At 37.8% G+C, this 18,041-nt stretch carries 14 protein-coding genes and 2 pseudogenes; 13 read left to right on the forward strand and 3 right to left on the reverse strand.

What is annotated here, in order from left to right; translation table 11 throughout:
- The first annotated feature begins 943 nt into the window (after positions 1-943).
- Positions 944-1,954 (forward strand): Hsp33 family molecular chaperone, encoded by a 1,011-nt coding sequence (locus BN200_RS02285; RefSeq protein WP_019220807.1) that lies wholly within the window; start codon positions 944-946, stop codon positions 1,952-1,954.
- Positions 1,955-2,216: 262 nt separating this feature from the next.
- Entirely contained in the window at positions 2,217-2,534 is a 318-nt protein-coding gene (locus tag BN200_RS02290; protein ID WP_019220808.1) for a hypothetical protein, read from the forward strand.
- Positions 2,535-2,942: 408 nt separating this feature from the next.
- On the opposite strand, the gene BN200_RS02295 is transcribed toward BN200_RS02290, so the two are convergent.
- Both BN200_RS02295 and BN200_RS02300 read right to left on the reverse strand, forming a co-directional pair.
- A complete protein-coding gene (locus BN200_RS02295; RefSeq protein WP_019220809.1) occupies positions 2,943-3,563 on the reverse strand; it encodes a Smr/MutS family protein in 621 nt (206 codons plus the stop codon).
- 44 nt (positions 3,564-3,607) lie between these two features.
- Positions 3,608-4,300: a Tim44/TimA family putative adaptor protein gene (locus tag BN200_RS02300; protein ID WP_019220810.1), complete on the reverse strand. Its 693-nt coding sequence runs from the start codon at positions 4,298-4,300 to the stop codon at positions 3,608-3,610.
- A 186-nt stretch (positions 4,301-4,486) separates the two neighbouring features.
- On the opposite strand from BN200_RS02300, the gene BN200_RS02305 reads away from it, so the two are divergent.
- Together BN200_RS02305 and secB are read left to right on the forward strand one after the other, a co-directional pair.
- Positions 4,487-4,993: an FxsA family protein gene (locus BN200_RS02305; protein WP_019220811.1), complete on the forward strand. Its 507-nt coding sequence runs from the start codon at positions 4,487-4,489 to the stop codon at positions 4,991-4,993.
- Between the two features lie 148 nt (positions 4,994-5,141).
- The gene (gene secB, locus BN200_RS02310; protein WP_019220812.1) at positions 5,142-5,618 is read left to right on the forward strand and encodes a protein-export chaperone SecB; all 477 of its coding nucleotides are present in this window, start codon (positions 5,142-5,144) and stop codon (positions 5,616-5,618) included.
- A 48-nt stretch (positions 5,619-5,666) separates the two neighbouring features.
- Here secB and BN200_RS02315 read toward each other — a convergent pair whose 3' ends face one another.
- Positions 5,667-7,964, reverse strand: a complete 2,298-nt coding sequence (locus BN200_RS02315; RefSeq protein WP_019220813.1) for an NADP-dependent malic enzyme — start codon at positions 7,962-7,964, stop codon at positions 5,667-5,669.
- 209 nt (positions 7,965-8,173) lie between these two features.
- On the opposite strand from BN200_RS02315, the gene mutS reads away from it, so the two are divergent.
- From mutS to BN200_RS09345, 9 genes and pseudogenes are all read left to right on the forward strand, one after another.
- Positions 8,174-10,918, forward strand: coding sequence for a DNA mismatch repair protein MutS (mutS, locus tag BN200_RS02320; RefSeq protein WP_019220814.1), 2,745 nt, complete (start codon positions 8,174-8,176; stop codon positions 10,916-10,918).
- A gap of 188 nt (positions 10,919-11,106) precedes the next feature.
- A pseudogene (locus BN200_RS10050) lies at positions 11,107-11,294 on the forward strand (hypothetical protein); the annotation flags it as partial.
- A 372-nt stretch (positions 11,295-11,666) separates the two neighbouring features.
- Positions 11,667-11,900 carry a hypothetical protein gene (locus tag BN200_RS02325; RefSeq protein ID WP_019220816.1) on the forward strand — a complete coding sequence of 78 codons (234 nt, stop codon included), beginning with the start codon at positions 11,667-11,669 and terminating at the stop codon, positions 11,898-11,900.
- Positions 11,901-12,949: 1,049 nt separating this feature from the next.
- A complete protein-coding gene (locus tag BN200_RS02330) occupies positions 12,950-14,116 on the forward strand; it encodes a tyrosine-type recombinase/integrase (protein WP_019220818.1) in 1,167 nt (388 codons plus the stop codon).
- 209 nt (positions 14,117-14,325) lie between these two features.
- Positions 14,326-14,526 (forward strand): helix-turn-helix transcriptional regulator, encoded by a 201-nt coding sequence (locus BN200_RS02335; RefSeq protein WP_019220819.1) that lies wholly within the window; start codon positions 14,326-14,328, stop codon positions 14,524-14,526.
- Between the two features lie 99 nt (positions 14,527-14,625).
- Positions 14,626-15,489, forward strand: coding sequence for a DUF7146 domain-containing protein (locus tag BN200_RS02340; RefSeq protein ID WP_019220820.1), 864 nt, complete (start codon positions 14,626-14,628; stop codon positions 15,487-15,489).
- A pseudogene (locus BN200_RS08625) lies at positions 15,486-16,518 on the forward strand (DUF3987 domain-containing protein); the annotation flags it as partial. The gene BN200_RS02340 and the pseudogene BN200_RS08625, both read left to right, overlap by 4 nt.
- 179 nt (positions 16,519-16,697) lie before the next feature.
- Entirely contained in the window at positions 16,698-17,342 is a 645-nt protein-coding gene (locus BN200_RS02350; protein ID WP_244426855.1) for a hypothetical protein, read from the forward strand.
- 489 nt (positions 17,343-17,831) lie between these two features.
- Positions 17,832-18,041 (forward strand): PDDEXK family nuclease (locus BN200_RS09345; protein WP_034988636.1); only part of this gene is annotated, 210 nt, incomplete at its 3' end.

Here is an 18,041-nt window from a genome sequence, read left to right on the forward strand (position 1 = left end):
GAGCATCCCTCTGATCACTGTTTGTGCATATCCTTTAGGGCAGACAATAATCTGTCATAGAATATTTGAATTGGATACTATGCTGAAAGCCTCTACTGTAAACGACTTTATACTTTATAAATAAGTCACATCTTTGCTAGATTTTATGAGATATCTTGATCTAAAAAACGCTGTAAATCAATTTCCGATGAAATAGTGTTTAGATGAGAGACGTAAATAATGCTCTCCCTTTCTTGTTCAACGCATTAGCTCTCTTGAACCTTCATTTGCATCTTACCAGAACTTAAGAGATAATAAATCATCAGCTAGAAATTTTAGTGAAGCAGATGAACACATGGTAGCAATATTCTGTTCTCCAATAATCCGCTCAAAATAGCTGAAAAATTGATTGCATTACAACTAAAACATGTGTTTCCTAGAATGAAATCTCTTATACTCATTCATACTCTCGGCTTCATTCAATCAATAAAATCTAAAAAACACGAAACCCAATAGGCTGCTTCATGTACTGTTTGTCCAAGCCGGCACCCTCATACTCTTTGCCACCCTGCAATATTGCGACAGCTTTTGCATTGAGACAGTTTCATTATAGGCATTTTTAGTCCTTTCTTAATAGTTTTTTATCCACATGCTCATCCCACTTGTAACGTGCAAGCGAATGGTTTTGATTGATTCACCATAAACAAATTTGAAATGAGGGAATCCTAGGGTATTAGGGTCTCTCATTCAACATGCAAAACAATAAATTATCCTTATAGATCAATGTGATAACGATAATCACAGTAAAAAAATATCATTTATGTTCAAAATGAAACGCTTTCTGTTTTTTGACGAAGCTAAAAATTGTCTTTATGTCTAAAAAGCAATTCTTGTATGGTGTTTACAAGATGCATTTTTCTCTCCACAATAGTCTGCAAAAATAAATCCTATTAAAGGCAACACTATGAGCGAAAAACGCGAACAAACTGAAGATGAAGCCTCTCTCAACAATATCTACTTACATGAAGATGATACTGTTATTCCCTTTCAAGTCGAAGAACTTGATATTCGTGGACGTGCTGTACAATTCGGAAAAGCTTTAAACTCTATCCTCACAAGGCATCAATATCCTGAACCTGTTTCTTACCTTCTCGCAGAGGCTTTAGTTTTAACCGTTCTGCTCGGAACCTCCTTAAAACTTAAGGGAAAATTTATTTTACAAACCCATTCCGATGGGCCGATTAATATGCTGGTGTGTGATTTCTCGCCCCCTTCTAATCTGCGCGGATATGCTCGTTTTGATGAAGAAAAATTGCAACACGCAATAGCCAATAATCAAATATCTTCCGAAATACTTCTAGGAAAAGGTACTTTAGCCTTCACTATCCGTCAAGGCACCCACACGCAAGATTATCAGGGGATAGTTGCATTAGAAGGATCAAATTTACAAGAAGCTACCCTTGCCTATTTTGCCCAATCAGAACAAATTCCCACCGATATCCGTTTGGCAGTCGCTATATTGATCAACCGCGACCAACAAGGAAAGCAGCAAAAAAGCTGGCGAGCAGGAGGTATTTTGACCCAACTTTTGCCCCAAGCATCATCTCATCATAAGATATATGAACCCAATAAAGAACCAAAAGAAACGAAAACCCGTGCTCAACTTGAAAATCAATGGCAAGAAGCCAAAGCACTGACATCAACAATTGAAAGTACAGAGCTAATAGATCCTCAAATCGGCAGTAAGCGGCTCTTATTCCGTCTTTTCCATGAACAAGGTGTCAGAGTTTTTAATCCTCTTTCTCTTGTAGATCAATGCTCCTGTTCGCGCAAAAAAATTAAACAAATACTGGAAGGCTTTCCCAATGATGAACGCAATCAAATGATCAAAGATAAATATATTTCCGTTACATGTGAGTTTTGTTCAACAACTTATCGTTTTAAACCACTAGAATTTCCTGAGAATAAAACATGATAAATATTCCTCACCAATAAGTATATAATAATTGCGGCTAAAGAGCCGATTTTTTACATCTCAAAAAACGGATAGTAGCGAGCATCAGCGCTTTGAAAACATGTTGTGTCTCTTACTCTTTTAACACAAAATAGTGATTTATAAGGCTCATTTACTATTTTGCAGATGGAATGCGAGCCGGAATATTTTAAAACTTTTTCATTTTCAATCTTCACATTCAGAATGAGAAAAACATTCGCTTGGTCCTCATAAGAGAGTCCATATGCAAGAACATGCAAGAGCATTTTTAATTGAGAGCAATATAATAGCCGATCTGCTGCCTCATAAACATAAGTGTGGCGCAAAAAAAAACCTTCATAACAGTGTGTACCTACAAATAAAAATAGTTATTTGCCAATCCAAATATAATGCTACGCTAAATTCAATAATCAAGAATCAAGCCAGTAAACAGATGCTTAATTGCTCAAGAAAAAATAAAGCTTTAAAAATCTGTAGTCCTTTGGATGTTGTTTTATTTCATAAATACTTTTTAGCAATAATGCTTATCCACTTCTTTTATAAAGCCATAAAAGCAGAATAACTATCCGTAAAAATTGAAAAGTAATAACGTAAATATCCATAATAAAGTTTCACATTCTCATATTCTTTTCATGAACCATGAGTTGCATTTTCATTATAAGTAATATATTGTTTTTTATATATTTTTTATGTGATAGATGTGCAGATAAAAGTTAAGAGAACAAAATTTTCCAACATATCTAAAAGCACACATTTTTTTGCCAACTTTTTCTAACAATTCTTCGAATTCTGCTAAGTTTTGTTGTGAAAAATTATGCAAGACTTTAAAAACATGCTAACAATTTCACGCTTAACTTAAATGGATCAAAAGGCTTTATTTTGAAACTGTTGCGGAAAACATCGGTCTGTTTTCCTTTCATGGATTGAAAATATTGATAGCTGAGGCAACCATTATCAAACCTAAAGCAACCTAAATAACATCATACCCTTTCTTGGATAAAAAACGGCGTAACCGAACATAAAGTGCACCATCACCCCCATGTTGGCGAGCAGCTTGCTCAAAGGCATGAACATAATAGCGAAAAGCCGGTGTTGACAACCAGTGAGGAACAAAGTGATATAAAACACCATCACTGCCCCGTGACCGACCTTTTCCTGTAATCACGAGCACATAACGTAATCCATTCTGCTGAGATGATTGGAGAAATTCTTTCAAGAAAAAATAGGCTTCTTCCTGCATACACCCGTGAAGATCAAGACGAGCCTCAATAGAATAATGACCTTTGGCAATTTTACGATGAACAACATGATCAAAAAAATGAATCTTATGTGTTTGTGTTGTTGCCTTATTTTCTCTTTTAATCTCCGTTAATCTCTGTTGGTTTGTCTGAAACAATTGGGGAATTGTTGTTACATGCTTTTCCTTATTATATACCTTCACCACATCTTTAACAACATTTACAGTATCGTTTGCAAGAGAAGAAGAGTTCTTTTTATGAAGCGGTCTTGTGGTACGACATACCTTCTCCCAGAGAAAGCGATCCTGTGAAGACAAAGGACCCTTTTTTGCTCTCCATTCATCCGCAGACATTGCAATCTTTAGTCTCTTAAGAAATCAAATTTATTTATACGGTTTTAATCTTCATCTTCTGTTGCAAAAAGCTTCCAATTTGGATCTGTTGATAGGCTATTGCGTACAAAAGTCCAAATATCTCTAATTTCTACAATAGCATCAGGGTCACCATCTATACATTCTCCCTGCTCATTGTAAGTCGCAGAAATCATCTCACTAACAATCCGTACAGTCAAAAATTCTTCCTTTTCTTGCATTGCTGCTGCAACAAATTCGATTTTGTTAATCCCAACAAAAGTAAATTGAACTCTTTCTTGTTTTTTTTCACGTTGTTCAATAGCAGCACAAAAGCTCTCAAAAACATCCTGAGAAAGCAACTTTTTAAGTTGATCACGATCCCCTTTAGCAAAAGCTGTTACAATCATTTCATAAGCAACTTGAGCACCCTTTATAAAAAATTGAGGAGAAAAATGAGGATCACTCCGGCGAAGTGCTCGTAAACCTTCGTTGAGCACACTTCCTTCTGCTGCAATTGCATCAATTTCGCTAAAATCGTTCTTTTGTGAATTGGCTTGATGAGGGAACGAAGCAATATTGTCAGTCGTTTCTGTTTCGATCTGTTTTTTAGAACAACCCGAATAAGGATCAAAGGGAGGTTTTTCAAAACCAATCCGCTTTCCTAACACATTACGAAGTTGCATAAAAACAACAACCATAATAACAAGAGCTAAGACAAGTACGATGTCAAATTCCATGGGCACTGTCAATCTCCAAAACTAAGATGATCTACAATAAATATTGCAGTCAATATCATTTATCAATAAATATGTAAAATGGCGAATCTTGCATTCAAATAATTTTATAACTCCTCGTTTAAGTTTAAAAAGGAAATATTCTTTAATAATTTTTCACCCCAAACCTTAAATAAAGGGAATTTTCATGTGATCAAATATTACCGTATAAATTCTCGCTTTTTTATCCTTCTCTCCCTTGGCGCTCTCTTAGTTGAAATCGCCGGTTTTATCTTTGTCGGAAAAGAAATTGGAATTCTAGCAACTTTAGGTTTGGTTATTTTAACAACAATAGTTGGAAGTATTTTGTTCAGAATTCAAGGGGGAAGCCTTTTAAAAAATATACAAAGCGAATTTCTCCAAGGGCGAACACTGGAAAATTACTTTATCAATGATGGCTTCATCATTATTGGCGCAATTCTGCTTATTCTTCCTGGTTTTGTAAGCGATATTTTGGGAATATTACTGCTTCTTAAACCATTTCGTGCTGTTGCTTGGTCTTTGTTTTTATCACTCAAGGATAAAATGAACACACATCCTAAAAACACTTCTCAGACCAAAAATAAGTCTGAGAAAATAATCGATCTTAAAGCAGAAGACTACAAAGTTTACGATAGTACAGAATCTTCAAGGCGTAAAAATGAAGATCATCATTGAAAGACCCACAAAATCTGTAACGAACTAAAAAATAAAAAAATAATCAAGATAAGCAGAGCATTTCTTGCAACCTTTTGCAAGGCGTGATAACCAGCCTTGTCTTTAGAACTAAACAGAAATACATACATTATGATGAGAGGTTAGTAGTATGGCTGAAAGTGAAATGAATAACAATAATGGAGAGCCCGTTTTTGCTGTATTAACTCAATATTTAAAAGATCTTTCATTTGAGAATCCAAGTGCCCCTCGCTCACTGCGTCCACGTGAAAAAGCACCACAAATTGATATTAATATTAATGTCAATGCTAATCCCATTGGCGATGATAATTATGATGTCGTTTTGTCGCTCTCAGTTAAAGCAAGTGATGAGAGTGAAACATTATTTCATGTAGAATTGATTTACGGTGGCGTTTTCCATATCGAAAACATTCCCCAAGAGCATGTTATGCCGCTTGTTTTTATCGAATGTCCGCGTCTTTTGTTCCCATTTGCTCGGCAAATTATCGCTGATGCTACCCAAAATGGTGGTTTTCCACCTTTGCGGATTGACCCAATTGATTTTGCAACCCTCTTTCAAAAGCGTGTTGCTGAAGAACAAAAAAACAATCAAACACTCTCATCTTAAAAACTTTTTTTATCAAAAAGGCCTTAAAATATCAGAGGCCTTTATTTTTTATAATTTTTTTGCATGATAAGCGGCTAAAGTTGCAATATTAACAACATCCGTATCACTGCCACTAAACGGTACAATTTGGACAGATCTTTCCAGTCCAATCAAAATAGGGCCAATAATGGTTGCTTCACCAAGCTCTTGCAACATTTTACTCGCTATGGAAGAGGCATGATATCCTGGCATTACTAGAATGTTAGCAGGTTCTGTTAACCCCATAAAAGGATATTGCTGCATCAATTTCATATTAAGCGCCACATCAGCACTAATTTCTCCATCAAATTCAAAGCTAACCCCGCGTTCACGCAAAATGTTAACGGCATCGTGAATATGGTGTGTAACTGGTCCTTTCATATAACCAAAAGTAGAAAATGCTACAAATGCTACACGCGGCTGATACCCCAACTCACGAACGAAAGAAGCTGTCTGTTCAGCTATATCAGCAAGTTCCTCAGCGTTAGGATTCTCATAAACAGCTGTATCGGCAATAAACACAGTTCGTCCACGACAAATGGCCATTGAAATACCAATCAACCGTTCTTGCGGTTTTTCATCAATCACTCGGCGAATATCAATCAACGCTGTTTCATAATTACGAGTGACACCCGTAACCATTGCATCAGCATCCCCTAACGCCACCATACAAGCAGCAAAATAATTGCGATCATTGTTGATGCGACGGTGACAATCCCGCAACAGCCAGCCTTGGCGCTGCATTTTTTTATAAAGATAATTCGCATAAGCATCCAAACGACAAGAGAGCTTGGCATTCATAAGTGAAATGCCTTCACGCTCAAGATCAATTCCGGCAACAGCAGCTGTTTCTCTTACTTGTTCTTCACGACCAATCAAAATCGCCTGCCCCAATTTTTGATGAACATAGGAAACAGCTGCCCGCATTACCTGCTCTTCTTCACCTTCGGCAAAAACAATCTTTTTGGGTGCCTGACGAACATGATTATAAACACCACGCATCATAGAGGAAATGGGATCACGTCTCGCCTTCAAATCACGCTCATAAGCTTCTAAATCATCAATGTGCTTTTGCGCAACACCGCTTTCCATTGCCGCTTTTGCCACCGCAATTGAAACAACCGTGAACAAACGCGGATCAAAAGGAACAGGAATGATATAATTCGGACCAAATTTTAACCGCTTTCCGCGATAGGCTTCAGCAACGCTGTCAGGTACTTCCTCATGAGCCAAATCCGCAAGAGCTCTTGCAGCAGCAATCTTCATCTCTTCATTAATGACTGTCGCACGCACATCAAGCGCACCACGAAATATATAAGGAAAACAAAGAACATTATTAATCTGATTTGGATAATCAGAACGACCTGTCGCGATAATAGCATCATTACGCACATGCATCACTTCTTCTGGCGTAATTTCTGGATCAGGATTCGCCATAGCAAAAATGATCGGACGGGGTGCCATCGACTTTACCATTTCAGGGGTAATCGCACCTTTAGCAGAAACCCCAAAAAACACATCTGCACCTTCCATCGCTTCAGCCAGCGTACGTTTATCTGTGCGAACAGCATGAGCAGACTTCCACTGATTCATCCCCTCTTTGCGCCCTTCATAAACAACACCCTTCGTATCACATAAAATGATATTTTCAGGTCGAAATCCCATCGCCTTAGTCAGCTCAATACAAGCAATTCCCGCAGAACCAGCACCGTTACAAACTAATCTTGTATTTTTCATATCACGCCCTGTTAAAGACAAGGCATTAAGTACCCCAGCAGCCACAATAATTGCTGTACCATGTTGATCATCATGGAAAACGGGAATATTCATGAGCTCGCGTAAGCGACTTTCAATCATAAAACATTCTGGTGCTTTAATATCTTCCAAATTGATACCACCAAAAGAAGGCTCCAAATGACGGACCAGATTGATAAAATTTTCCGGATCATTCGTATCAATTTCTAGATCTATGGAATCAATATCCGCAAAGCGTTTAAAAAGTACTGCCTTACCTTCCATCACCGGTTTAGAGGCTAATGCACCTAAATTTCCTAAACCTAAAATAGCGGTTCCATTTGATATAACAGCGACCAAATTGCCTTTTGCTGTATAATCATAAGCCAACTCTGGATTTTGAGCAATCGCCTTAACTGGAACAGCAACACCTGGCGAATAAGCAAGTGCTAAATCATATTGCGTTGCCATAGGTTTTGTTGCAACAATTTCAAGCTTTCCAGGGCGACCACGACTATGAAAGTCAAGAGCTTCTCGCTCACTGATATTATAAACCGTTTGGTGCGTTTCCTGATCTTGCTTATTCTTTTTCATCTTATTTAAGCTTTCCCAAAAACAGTATAAATTTTGCTCGATAATGCGTGTAATGATCCGATTTTACAATTTGATTCAGATGCCAGAAATCGCTATGCTCGCTTTAACAGACCTGATCATACGTTTCAATTCACAGATAATAAAGATAAACATTGAAGTAAATAAAAAAGGGTATCAAAGCTTCACTTGAAGGAAACGAGCGCTTAAAAATGGATAATAAAACCGACAACAAAAATAATTTAACCCCACAATCCGCTCCCTCATCTGCTCCCCATAAAGAACGCCCTACACCTATGATGGAGCAATATATCGAAATCAAAGCAGTCAATAGCGATTGCCTTCTTTTTTATCGTATGGGTGATTTCTACGAATTGTTTTTTAATGATGCGATTGAAGCTGCACAAGTTTTAGGAATTACACTGACAACACGCGGCAAACATTTAGGTGAAGATATTCCTATGTGTGGTGTTCCAATTCATGCTGCTGATGATTATTTACAAAAATTGATCTCCTGCGGTTATCGTGTTGCTGTTTGTGAACAGACAGAAGACCCAGCAGAAGCTAAAAAGCGGGGATCAAAATCTATCGTTCGGCGCGATGTCGTGCGCCTTGTGACACCTGGAACCATAACAGAAGAAAAACTCCTCGATCCGACGCGGGCAAATTACCTGATGGCACTTACCCGCATTAAAACCAGTGATGGAGAAGAATTTGCTCTTTCTTGGATTGATATCTCAACAGGTATATTTCGTGTAACAGAAAGCCGAACCGAAAAACTCTTAGCAGACATTATGCGCGTCGATCCACAAGAAATCATTGTGGCAGATTCCTTTTTCCATGATAAATCCCATAAATCGCTTTTTAATGTTCTTGATCGTGTCGTTTCGCCTCAACATGCTAGTCTATTTGATGTCATCACCGCTGAACACGACATTTGCAGTTATTTTAAACTCTCAACTCTTGAAGGCGTTGCTGATTACTCACGTCCTGAACTGTCAGCAATTGCCGCAGCTATTCGTTATATCGAAAAAACACAAATCACGCATCGTCCTCCTCTCATGCGCCCTGAACGCCAAAATGAAAGTGCTACCCTTTTCATTGATGCTGCAACGAGATTGAGTCTAGAGCTTGTTCGAACCACATCGGGACAACGGGATGGAAGCTTGCTAAAAGCCATTGATCGTACCGTAACAGGAGGAGGATCACGCCTTCTCGTTGATCGCCTTATTGCGCCTCTCACCACGCCTTCAGCTATTGATAAGCGTCTCGATTCAATCGCTTTTTTTCTGCGCGATACATCTGTTGCAGAAGCTATACAACTCATTTTAAAAGGGGGACCAGATATGCCCCGTGCTGTTTCACGTTTGGCTCTTGGACGAGGAGGTCCCCGTGATATGGCTGCAATCCAGCGCGGCTTTGAAATCATTCATGAACTTCACCAACTGCTTAGCAATGAAGTGCTTCCGCAAGAAATCAGTGATGTACAACAGATTTTCTCACATTTACCCACTGCTTTACATTTGCGTTTAGAACAAGCATTAGCCGATGATCTGCCTCTACTTAAACGAGACGGGGGTTTTATTCGCCCTCAGTATCATAAAGAACTCGATGAAATGCGTGCGTTGCGTGATGAATCTCGCCGCGTTATCGCTGAACTTCAAGCACAATATGCTCAAGAAACAGATATTAAAACACTCAAAATAAAGCATAATAATATTCTAGGCTACTTCATTGAAGTAACCAACTTACAAGCAACTGCTCTCACCAATACTCCTCAAGCAAAAGCCCGTTTTATCCACCGACAAACAATGGCAAATGCTATGCGCTTTACCACGACTGAGCTTGCTGAACTTGAAAGCCGTATTGCCCACGCTGCTAACCATGCACTGACACTTGAGTTGGAAATCTTTGACACGCTTGTTCATGAAATTACTGAACAGGTTGATTTTATTCGTAAAGCCGCTGAAGCACTTGCTATTTTAGATGTTTCCGTTGCTTTAGCACATTTGGCTGAAGAACAAGGATATTGTCGTCCTAAAATTGATCAGTCGCTTACCTTTCGTATTACCGCAGGACGCCATCCTGTCGTAGAACAAGCACTCCGAAAGCAAGCAGCAGAACCCTTTGTTGCCAATAACTGTGACCTCTCTGTGCAAAAAAATCATCAATATGCAGCGATATGGCTTTTGACAGGTCCCAATATGGGAGGAAAATCAACCTTTTTGCGACAAAATGCTCTCATCGCCATTATGGCGCAAATGGGGTCCTTTGTTCCAGCAACCTCAGCCCATATTGGCGTTGTTGATCGCTTGTTTAGTCGTGTTGGTGCTTCTGATGATCTTGCACGGGGGCGTTCAACTTTCATGATGGAAATGGTTGAAACAGCAACGATTCTTAATCATGCTAGTCAAAATTCCTTGGTTATTCTTGATGAAATTGGACGAGGAACATCAACCTTTGATGGACTTTCAATTGCCTGGGCAACTGTTGAATATCTTCATGAAGTTAACCAGTGTCGTGCTATTCTCGCCACACATTTTCATGAAATGACAGCACTCACAGAAAAGCTTGATCGCCTTCATAATGTAACCATGAAAGTCAAAAATTGGGATGGTGATGTAGTTTTTCTTCACGAAGTCATGCCAGGAGCTGCAGACCGATCTTACGGCGTACAAGTTGCAAAACTTGCTGGACTTCCCAAGGCAGTTATTACACGTGCTACAAACGTCCTCCACCAATTAGAACAAGGTGAAATGGCTGGAAAAGGACATAAATTAATCGATGACTTACCGCTCTTTTCTCTTAAAGCAACATCTCCCCTCAATGAAGAAACAAACAAATATTCTGCGCTCCATGAAGCTGTTAAAAATATCCATCCTGACGAACTCTCTCCTAAGCAAGCTTTAGAAGCACTTTATCACCTTAAACAACTTGAAAAAAACAACCCCTTATGACAAATCAAACCACGAGCCCTTTCTTAATCATTCTTATAAATTTTGTACGTTAAGATGTAAGAATAAAAGTACAGTGGTGGTCTTATTCCTTTGTAAAGGACTGAAATGTTAATAGAAAGAAATATGCCATCAATAAAGTGCACAGAATGACAAAATTTTATTATTTATAGAGGACAAATATTTCAAATGAAATGGCAGAAAAAAGATATAAATTAATCGATGGCTTACCACTCTTTTCTCTTAAAGCAACATCTTCCCTCAATGAAGAAACAAATAAACATTCTGCGCTCCATGAAGCTTTTTAAAATATCCACATCCTGACGAACTCTCTCCTAAGCAAGCTTTAGAAGCACTTTATCACCTAAGATGCGTGTGAAGGCTTAAAATTTTCTCTGTGATTATTGTTGAAGGCATTCCTGTTGTTTTTGCAAATGGTGACGCTTCCTCTTTCCTTCAAAAAATAAGATAGTATCCCATTGATCCATGGCAAGGAGTATAATTATCCTTAAACGTTATTATGAAGCCTTCTATCAGAAAGGAATCTGATATCCGATTTTAGAAGAGCTAATCAAAAATTATGAACCACAATGGTAAAGCTGTAAAAAGCAATGTCAATTTTGTTCGGTTTTATCCCTTTGTTACAAACTGTAGATTATGCTATGGGCTGTAAATAAGGTTACTATGAGAGGAAAAGTTGGGAAGATGCAAGTGATATGTAACCTAAACAATTCATGCTGGAGTGGATGCCTTGGCTCAATCTTTACGTTTTTTCTCACTTAAAGGAATTGGAATATCCTTATTCAGAAACGGAAACTTCTCAAAAGATTTTACAAAAATTCTTGCTGATAAAGATTATACTTCAGAGAAGCAAAAAGAAAGCGTGAGAAAGACATCTGCATTTCTTGCCTGCTTTTCTATTCAAATAGAAAAATACTGCATAAAAATAATGAACCTTTACCCAAATATTACATTACCTTATTGAAGGTTTTTTTCAATAAACTAAAGCATCTTAGACGTTTCTCTTCATGATTGGCTAAAAAAACCTTCTTCTTTTATGAGATTCCTGATTTATACTTTAATCGTTCTCTAAAGAATTAAGAGTATAGAACCCCAAAATACTGACTATTTACCCTATTATCATTGCCTTTTACCTCAATGTATCTTGATCAAGATAATGCTCTGGAGAAAAAGTTTGCGCATAATAATTATTCAGATCAATTTTTGGCTATCATACCAAAAAGATTGAGACACACCCTGCTATTGTCACGGATTCGCTCGCTTTTGCAAAATTCCCATAAAGAACGATGAGCTCTTCGTCTTGCGAACAAGCATATTACTCTCGTGAATCACATCTTTTTCATGATTAAGATCAACTCTATTATAGAAAAATTGGCAAAAATCTCTCCTGTTTTGAAAGATCATTCGGTACCCTATGATAAAATTCACGAACCGTTGATTCATGTATCTGCTTTGCACCCTATCGACGGAAAGCTTCTTTCATTTTTTTATATGAACCCTCTCAACAGAAAGATCAGTCTCACTACATCTCATTCCTCTAAAAGTTCCATAATACTAACAATGCGATGAAGTTCATTCTTCTGACATTATATTAAAAAGTAAAAGCTCGCAAAAAACTGGAAAATGGTTTGAAAGATGATTCATATCCGTCATGGTAAAATCCACCTCATCTTCTTGCGATGCTGCTCAAAAATGAAATCCGTAAAAACTCTAATACCATATCATCATGACTTGACATGTCCTGTTACGCACATTGAATAACCCATTTGAAGTACTCAATATTATAATATATTGATTTATAAGGAATAATTTATCTTTTTGCACCTTGAATGACAGAGACAAGTTATTGATTTATAATGATAATCTAGCGTTATTCATATTGAATTAAAGACCCGAATAACCTAAGATTCTCTCATTTCAAACTTGTCTATCTTGGATCAATCAAAATCACTCGCTTGCATATCAAAAGCGGGGCTGGTGTGTGGGTAAAAACTATATAAGAAAGGAGTAAAAATGGTCCTTATGAACCGTCTTAATGCAAAGGCTGTCGCAACATTGGGGGCTGGCAAATATAACGATGGTGCCGGCTTGTTACTCCATAAGCGTAAAGATGGAGGTGCTCAATGGCTTTATCGTTATACCATTCATGGTCGGCGCCGTGAAATGGGCTTGGGTGCTTTAAGAGATGTCTCTCTAAAACAAGCCCGTGAATTGGCAAATGGGTGGCGTTCTGTTCTTCATGAAGGTCGTGACCCCATTAAAGAACGTGAGAAACAAAAGCGTGAAGCAATGCGCAATCTCCATTATTTAAAAGATATTGCTTTAGATGCTTTTGAAAGTCGGAAAGCTGAATTAAAAGGGGATGGAAAAGATGGAAACTGGTTTTTGCATTTACGCCTTCATATTCTCCCTAAATTAGGTTGCCTTCCCGTTTCTGAGATTACCCAAACAGAGATACGCGATACGCTTGCTCCCATTTGGCATACAAAAGCTGGAACTGCTCGAACAGCATTGATGCGTCTCAATCTTTGTCTCAAACATGCGGCTGCCTTAGGATTGGATGTTGATTTACAAGCAACAGAAAAAGCACGGGTACTCTTAGGTAAACAACGTCATAAAAAACAAAGTTTACCAGCTATGGATTGGAAAGATGTGCCTGATTTTTACCAATTTCTCTGCAAAACAACAACTATAAAACATTTAGCTTTGCGTTTGCTTATTTTGACAGGCGTTCGTATTTTTCCTTTACGTCACATTCATAAAGATCAGATTGAAGACGATATATGGACTATCCCCGCTGAAAATATGAAAGGCAAGCGTGATGCTACAACAGAATTTCGCGTGCCTCTATCAACAGAAGCACTAAAAATAATTGAACAAGCCCGTTGTATCTCTAAAAGTGATTTCATCTTTTCACTTACTAATCGTGATCCTCTTTCACCTACGATGATGGCTGCGTACATGAGAAAAAATAAAATTGAAGCCTGCCCCCATGGTTTTCGTTCTAGTTTACGCAATTGGCTTGCTGAAACAACCGATGCCCCCTATGAGGTCGCTGAAACCATTCTAAGTCATACGGTAGGAGGGCAAGTAGAGCGTGCCTATCGTCGGACTGACTATTTAGAACAGCGCCGGGTTTATATGGATAAATGGGCGGCTTATGTCACCGGTCAATCTTAAAATACGGGGTGCAATATCCCATTATCTGTGGATAACTTGCTCTCTCTGTTTTCTCATTCTCTCTCAATAAGTTTCATAAATTATCACATCAGAAAATGTATGATAATATATTGTTTTTTATGATTAAAATACCTTCAAAAAACAACCAAAATGTGCTTAATAAATGGGCATGATTTGTTTCTATTTTTTACTCTTGAAAGGATTTTAATATGACAGAAAATGATGTTCTTTTAACTGACCGTGAAAGTGCAAAATTGCTTCATATGAGTGTTTCAACATTCCGCCGTCATGTGACCAATGGCTCTTTACCAAAACCTTTAAAATTTGGCTTTTTATCCCGTTGGTTACAATCAGATCTTTTGAATGTCATAGAGCAAGCAAAACAGCAACGTTATAACGACGTCGCATAAAAGAAAACCTTGTCACGTAAGGACGGACAAGGCTTTCCATTTTCACTCAAAGAATGAATAGCAAAATCCGTTCTGTGACGCAAGTAACAGGACAATATTATGTTTTATGAAAATTCTGAGGGCATCACAAATGCCTTGCGGGGGATTTGGCATGGGCATTATGGAAGTGCCCGTTGTCCAGCCCATGATGATCAATTGCCTAGTCTATCTCTTTCCAATGGACATGATGGGCGTCTCTTACTCACTTGTTATGCTGGCTGCTCTTTTAAAGAGATCATACAAGCGCTTAGAAGAATTGGCTTGCTTGGGAAACAAGCCTTTGTTGATAGAGCCTATAATCACACGCTCTCTTTCTCAAAACAGAAAGCAGAAAGAGCAAAAGAGATTTGGCAACAAAGCCAACCGATTAAAAACACTTTAGCAGAAACCTATTTACGCAATCGGGGGATCACATGTGAATTGCCTGCTGATTTACGCTTTCACGACAAATGCCCGCACCCATTAGGGATAACACTGCCCGCGTTGGTTGCTCTTGTTAAGAGCGTTGGTTTTTTCGCCATTCATAGAACCTTTTTACAAGCCAATGGCCGCAAAACAGATCAGAAACCAGCAAAAGCCATGTTGGGTTCTGTCATGGGCGGTGCTGTGCATTTAAGTCAAGCCAATCCAAAACATCTGGTTATTTGTGAAGGCATTGAAACGGGTCTCTCTCTGCTGTCTGGATTGTTATCAGAGCCCGTGAATGTATGGGCGTCTCTTTCAACCAGTGGCATGATGCGTGTGAATTTACCCCCAATAAAAGGACGTCTGACAATCGCAATAGATGGAGATGATGCGGGTCGTAAAGCAGGTTTTACCCTTGCAAAGCGTGCTTATAACCAAGGCTTTGAGGTCTTTATCATGCAAGCTCCAAAAGGAATGGACTTTAATAACGTATTACTTTCTCAAAAGAGGAAACTATGAAAGAGTGTAATTTACAAAACAACAATGAAAATACCCCCGTCAATGATAACGATAATGCCTCTTTAAATGATAATACTTGTTTAAAAGCTATTCCTTATGAACAAGCCTTGCAACAAAATGGCTGGGGGGAATTAAAACCGATTGGTACGTCTCTTTTACCCGTCGAACCTTTTAATCCATTACAGCTCCCAATGCCGTTCATGGACTATATTTATGACGTTTCAGAGCGTCAACAAGCCCCTCTCGATTTTATTGCTGTCTCTGCTTTATGTGGCTTGGCTGCTGTGATTGGCAATGGCGTGCGGGTTGCTCCAAAGCAATATGATGATTGGACAATTGTTCCTAATCTTTGGGGGGGGCTCTTATTGGTCAATCATCAACATATAAAACACCAGCCATGAAAGCTGCTTTAGCACCTATCACGTGCCTTCAAAAGCAATGGTATAAAGAGTGGTTAAAGCAGAAAGAAAAACAAGAAATTGAAGAGATACTTGAAACTTTAGACAAATCAAAAAAAACAAGCCCCTTATACGCAATGCTTTATATAGCAAAGACAATGATAGTTTTTTACAACAGTTTCAAATACTGATCTTTCCCGATGAACGAAAAGAGTGGTTATGGGTTGATAGACCTCCAAATCAAACGGCATGGGAAAACTATCAAGAGATCTTTCGTTCTCTTTATGATAAACCATTAAGATCACCCAAACCTCCCATTATCATGCGTTTTTCTGCTGATACTCAAGAGATGTTTCGTGAATGGTGGGAAAATTTTCAAAGAACAATCAAAGGAGGAAATTTCTCTACAAATTTACAATCATATCTTTTGAAAATGGATAAAACCATACCAACCCTTGCCTTGATTTTTGAACTGTGTGAAGGTGGGCGTTTTAAAATCAATAGAGATGCCCTTGAGAGAGCCTTGTATTGGGGAAAATATCTGATAAGTCACGCAAAACTTCTTTATGCGGCAGGGGATACATTAACAGCAGAGCGTGCAAAATTGATTATCAAACGCTGTGATCATTTATCCTACATTTTAGATTACGGTATAATCTTTTAAAGGCAATATAAAAGAAGAGTATTCTATTTAAAATAGGTTTTCGTAAATTTCTCAAAACAATCTAAAAAAATATTTAAAAATTCAAATTGCATCTTTAATTTGAATTATAAATACATTATCAGACTTTTGACGTTGACCAAGGGTTTATGATGATGAAGTTTTCTATTTTATTTTGTTTGTTAATACTCACAGCTTGTAGTCCTAAAAACCATTTAACACGTTTGAACGGAATTGTGGATCCAAACTACAAGGGAAAATTTCAAACAAAAAAGATGGTCATAGGAGGTGTTGGCATGTCTATTTCTGAGCAAAAAGAACTTGAAGACACCTTGGCAAAATCCCTCTTTAAATACAATGTACAGATATTGAGAGGATTAGAACTTTTCCCCCCAATTCGTAATTATTCCTATAACGAGATGAATAAAATTATAACAAATAAAGGCGTAGATGCACTCCTAATAGTTAGCGTTGATAATCGTGCTATATCACAGACATATATCCCGCCAACATATTATCCGGGAACCTCTACAAGTACTATTTCGGAATTGGGACACTTTGTTACCGTAACAACTAGGACGACACCAGGTTATGTGAGCGGTGGATATAATATTAATAAGCCCAGCATAAGTGTTAGTGTTTACCTTAAAAATGCAAAAAATAAAGAAACCATATGGCTAGCAAAAGGTTCTAGTGATGGAAATGCTTTTGCATCGTTTTCTGATCTCATAGTAAACGTTGCTGAAACAACTGTTGAAAAACTAGCCAAAGAGGGACTTATCGCCCCAAAGTAGAGTTAGAAAAATAGCAGCATAATCACGAAGTAAAGACAGTTTATAATCATAAGAAATGCTATCAAGATCATTATAGTTATTGGTTTTGGAGGTTTAGGGGGGGAGGTCCTTTTACCCATTATTATTTTATTTTTTAGTCAAGAATAAAAGTTATTATATTTCAATGTGTTAAGATTTATGATTTTTCCAAAAAAACAACCTATATCGACAATGCAACTTATAAATTCAACTGATAAAATATGTTATGGGGAGTTTTGTAGGTGTTTTGGGAGTTTTTTAAACAAACAAAACCTATCAAAATACTCATTCTGATGTTTTTAAACACGTAGTGCATTTGTCTTGATTAACACGTCAAACGAACAGCAAATTCCACTATTTTGCTGCTTATAAGCGTCATTTATAAAATTTAATTTTAAGCAATTTAATAGACTTCATTCCGTTTCTTTATGATCTTTGATCATACCATACGCCAATGGAGTTTATCTTAATATGCTTCAATCTGTTAAGTCTGATAACAAACAAGTCACTTTACGCTCTCTCTTAGAATTCTACCGTGAAAAAGCAAAATCACCCCGTGAATTGGGAACGCTGTTTGAAAATCTTGTGAAGGATTATTTCTCTGAAGACCCCTTACAAAAGCAGGAATACGAAAAGGTTCAGACTTATTCGGAATGGGCTAAAGAGCATGATGAAGATGGG

The organism is Bartonella senegalensis OS02 (assembly GCF_000312545.1).
Lineage (GTDB): Bacteria > Pseudomonadota > Alphaproteobacteria > Rhizobiales > Rhizobiaceae > Bartonella > Bartonella senegalensis.